This is a genomic window from Vibrio sp. V08_P9A1T1, from assembly GCF_963874405.1.
Classification (GTDB): Bacteria; Pseudomonadota; Gammaproteobacteria; order Enterobacterales; family Vibrionaceae; genus Vibrio; species Vibrio anguillarum.
The window spans coordinates 1-4,691 of sequence record NZ_CAWNIB010000141.1 but is presented as its reverse complement, the minus strand read 5'-3'; the positions used below and the strand labels follow the sequence as shown (position 1 = coordinate 4,691).

General features: G+C 48.1%; 3 protein-coding genes. 2 read left to right on the top strand and 1 reads right to left on the bottom strand.

Annotated features, from left to right (window positions below; all coding sequences use genetic code 11):
* Positions 1-197 precede the first annotated feature (197 nt).
* Together murQ and murP are read left to right on the top strand one after the other, a co-directional pair.
* Positions 198-1,100: an N-acetylmuramic acid 6-phosphate etherase gene (gene murQ / locus AACT21_RS06790; protein ID WP_047688473.1), complete on the top strand. Its 903-nt coding sequence runs from the start codon at positions 198-200 to the stop codon at positions 1,098-1,100.
* Between the two features lie 29 nt (positions 1,101-1,129).
* Positions 1,130-2,578: a PTS N-acetylmuramic acid transporter subunit IIBC gene (murP, locus tag AACT21_RS06785; protein ID WP_094163574.1), complete on the top strand. Its 1,449-nt coding sequence runs from the start codon at positions 1,130-1,132 to the stop codon at positions 2,576-2,578.
* 152 nt (positions 2,579-2,730) lie between these two features.
* Here murP and AACT21_RS06780 read toward each other — a convergent pair whose 3' ends face one another.
* The gene (locus tag AACT21_RS06780) at positions 2,731-4,563 is read right to left on the bottom strand and encodes an ABC transporter ATP-binding protein (protein WP_094163572.1); all 1,833 of its coding nucleotides are present in this window, start codon (positions 4,561-4,563) and stop codon (positions 2,731-2,733) included.
* Positions 4,564-4,691: the final 128 nt, after the last annotated feature.

The window sequence follows — 4,691 nt, the reverse complement described above, 5'->3', positions numbered from 1 at the left end:
ATAACGAAAATTAGTGTAGTGGCTTGTATTAACTGTCCTTTTGTTCGGAGGCTTAAAAGATATCGGTGCATTGTAGGCCATTATTCCATGTAATGACTGGTCAAAGAATAACCTTTGTTGTGATTTTTGTCACTAAAATGGAATATTTTATTCCATAGAATCGCCCTCAGTTCCGAATTCAAACCGAGAAATAGACGATGAACCTAGACCTAACCCAGTTGGTTACCGAAAGCCGCAACCCTGCCAGTGCTGACATTGACACCCTTTCCACCTTAGAGATGTTGCAAGTCATTAACCATGAAGATCAACTGGTCGCGTTGGCGGTTGAAAAAACCTTACCGCAGATAGCGCAAGCGGTGGATGCCATTACCTTGGCATTTCAAGCGGGTGGACGTTTGATCTACATGGGAGCGGGAACCTCCGGTCGCTTGGGGATTTTAGATGCTAGCGAGTGCCCACCCACCTACGGCTCTGATCCTAAACAAGTGGTTGGGCTTATTGCGGGCGGACACCCAGCGATTCTTAAAGCGGTTGAAAATGCCGAAGACAATGTTGAGCTTGGGCAAAGCGATCTGAAAAATATTAATTTGACCCGCAACGATGTGGTGGTGGGTATCGCCGCCAGTGGTCGCACACCCTATGCGCTAGGCGGCATGGCTTACGCTAAATCACTGGGTGCAACGGTTGTGGCAGTAGTGTGCAACCCAGATTGCGCGATGCAGCACGCGGCTGACATTGCCATTGTGCCTGTGGTGGGCGCGGAAGTGGTCACGGGCTCTTCACGTATGAAAGCGGGCACGGCGCAAAAACTGGTGCTTAACATGTTAACCAGCGGCGCGATGATTCGTTGCGGTAAAGTGTTTGGCAACCTCATGGTCGATGTCGAGGCAACCAATGCTAAGTTGATTCAGCGCCAAAATAACATTGTGGTCGAAGCGACAGGTTGCAGCAAAGAGGAAGCAGAACAAGCACTGAGCGCCTGCCATCGTCACTGTAAAACCGCCATTGTAATGATTCTTGCGGGGCTAAGCGCCGAGCAAGCGACGCAAAAACTGGCCAAGCATAATGGTTTTATTCGCGCGGCACTGAATGATCAATAACCCGACTGGATCTATCCAAGGATGTCCCAATGGCAAAAATAACCTCAAATATGATCGCCAAGCTGCTTAGTGCAGTCGGTGGTAGTGGCAATATCGGTAAGTGTGGTAACTGCATGACGCGCTTACGTTTAACATTAAATAATACGGCATTGGCCGATCAGGTTCTGCTGAAAACCCTTCCCGGCGTAATGGGCGTGGTGGAGAGTGACCAACAACTGCAGATCATTTTAGGCCCGGGCAAAGCGCAAACGGCGGCCGATATGATGAATGAGATGATCGCCAACGGTGACGGTGCTGAGACGGATGTGGCCATAACTGCCGATCTATCCGCGATTGCTGCTGAGCAGAAAAAGCAGATGAAGAGCAAGCAGACCAGCGGCGTACAACGTTTTTTAAGCAAATTTGCGACCATTTTTACGCCGCTGATCCCCGGTTTCATTGCTGCGGGTTTGTTGCTTGGTTTTGCCACTTTGCTGGAGCAAATGTTCGTTATCGATCAATCGCCTAGCCAGTTTATGCTCGATCTCATTACTTATATGAAAGTGTTTGGTAAAGGGCTATTTGCCTTCTTGAGTATTTTAATTGGTTATAACGCGCAGCAAGCTTTCGGTGGCTCGGGTGTTAATGGTGCCATTTTAGCTTCGCTGTTTGTGCTGGGGTATAACCCAGAGGCGACAACGGGTATCTACTCGGGTATGAGTGAATTCTTTGGCTTCGCCATTGACCCACGCGGCAACATTATCGGGGTACTATTGGCCTCTATTCTGGGCGCGCAAGTAGAACGTAAAGTGCGCCAATACATGCCTGATGATTTGGATATGATCTTAACCTCTGTGGTGACGTTACTCATTATGGGCGCGGTGACTTTCTTGGTGATCATGCCGATTGGTGGTGAGCTGTTTAAAGGCATGTCATGGTTGTTTTTGAACCTCAATGATAACCCGTTGGGCGCGGCGTTACTGTCGGGTTTGTTCTTAATTTCGGTGGTGTTTGGTATTCACCAAGGGTTTGTGCCAGTCTATTTTGCGCTGATGGATGTACAAGGGTTTAACTCTCTGTTTCCTATTTTGGCGATGGCGGGCGGCGGCCAAGTGGGTGCGTCACTGGCACTCTATTTCAAAGCGAATAAAGATGCGTTGCTGCGCACGCAAGTGAAAGGGGCGATCATTCCCGGTATTTTGGGAATTGGCGAACCATTGATTTATGGCGTGACCTTGCCGCGGGTTAAACCGTTTGTCACCGCTTGCATTGGTGGGGCGGCGGGCGGTTTCTTTGTCGGCTTAGTTTCTTACCTTGGTTTGCCAGTAGGATTAAATACGGTGTTTGGCCCGTCAGGCATTGTCGCCATTCCATTGATGACTTCCGAGCAAGGAATTTTTGCTGGGATGATGGTGTTTGTTGGCGGTCTTTTAATCTCCTACACCGTTGGCTTTCTCGCGACCTACTTTTTTGGCTGCAAAGATGTCGATTTAAGCTAATTCACCCCCCCCTATGTATGGTATGAAATAGTATGCAAAATACCCAAACTCGGTCAAGTGAGGGTATTGGGTGAAATAGCGCGGCCTTTAGCACATCTTCTTTCTCTGTTGGATGTGTCTAAAGGCCTTTTCTTTGGCCTAAAGAGCATCCACTACGCAAGTTCGCCTATAAAACCACCCGTTTGATGCGCCCATAGCTGAGCATAAACGCCTTGTTGTTGCAGCAACTCTTGGTGTGAGCCTTGTTCAATGATTCGTCCTTCATCCAGCACAATTAAGCGATCCATGGCAGCAATGGTTGATAAACGGTGCGCAATGGCGATCACGGTTTTGTTTTCCATCAGAGTTTCAAAATTTTCTTGAATAGCCGCTTCCACTTCTGAATCTAGGGCCGAGGTGGCTTCATCCATGATCAGAATCGGTGCATTTTTTAATAGCACTCTGGCAATCGCAATGCGTTGGCGTTGGCCGCCAGAGAGTTTGACACCGCGTTCTCCCACTTGAACATCGTAACCAAGGTTGCCATTCTCATCCTGCAACTGCGCGATAAAATCATGAGCATGCGCTTGACGGCTTGCTTCTATCAGCGCCTCTTCCCCGGCCTCTGGGTTGCCATAGAGAATGTTGTCGCGGATTGAGCGGTGCAACAGAGAAGTATCTTGCGTGATCATACCAATGTGTTGGCGCAGTGAATCTTGGCTAACCTGCGAAATATCTTGCCCATCAATGCAGATTTTGCCGCCATTCAAATCGTAAAATCGCAGCAGCAAGTTAACCAGTGTGGATTTACCCGCGCCCGAACGACCCACTAACCCCACTTTTTCGCCTGCTTTTAACTCAAAGTTAAGCGCCTCAAACACAGTGTTCTCTTGTCCATAGTGAAAGTGAACGTTATGGAAGCTGATTTGCCCTTGCGTTACTTGCAGCGGCGGCGCATTGGCTACATCCGTTATGGTCACTGGTTGCGACAAGGTATTCATTCCATCCACCACAGTACCGATATTTTCAAATAGTGCGCTCACTTCCCACATGATCCATTTCGACATGCCTTGTACGCGCAGCGCAATGCTAATCGCAATCGCAATGACACCGACAGTCACTGAGGCATCGAGCCACAAATTGATTGATAAAGCGGCGATAGAAAACAGCAGTAAATAGTTGATGGCGTCAACACTCCATAATAGGCACGTCACCATGCGCATCTGTTGGTACACGGTGTTCAAAAACCGTTTCATGCTGCTTTTGGCGTACTGCATTTCTCGCTGTGAATGGGAAAACAGTTTCACGGTGGCAATGTTGGTGTAACTGTCGACTATGCTGCCCGTCATAGTTGAGCGAGCATCGGCTTGATCGGTCGCCACTTTTTTCATCTTGGGAATGAAATACAATTGAATGATGATGTAGGCCACGAGCCAAATCAGAATCGGGATCATCAAGATGCGGTCAGATTCGCCCATCATCCAAATCATCGAGACGAAGTAGACCGCGATGTAAACCAGTACATCGACCAGTTTCATCACTGTTTCTCGCACGGCGAGTGAACTTTGCATCACTTTGGTGGCAATTCGCCCCGCGAAATCGCGTTGGAAAAAACTGACGCTCTGTTTGAGTAAGTAGCGGTGGATCATCCAACGTATCGACATCGGGTAATTACCCAGTAGCGTTTGGTGCATGATCATGGAGTGGAAGAAAGCCAGCAGCGGCATAATGACCACCACCAGCGCGGCCATTACCCACAAGCGGTCACTCTGATCAGCCCAGAATGTGGCACGTTGTTGGCTGCCAAGCATATCAACCAATTCACCCATATAGCGAATGAGGGTGACTTCGGCAATCGCCACACAAGCACTGAGCAGTGACATGACCAATAACGGTACTTCAAAACCCCGCGTGTAATGACGGCAGAAGGCTAATAAGGAGTTAGGCGGTTGTTGCGGCTCTTCTTTAGGAAACGCCGTCGTGAGATTTTCAAACCATTGAAACATAGGTGATCAACTTATGGTGATGTGCGAGTGAGATTCATTCTTATTTTTATCTGTTAAATATTGAATTTATCAGTAAAATGACGGGCAATAATAATGATAATAAAAACGTTTCTCAAACTAATTAAAGC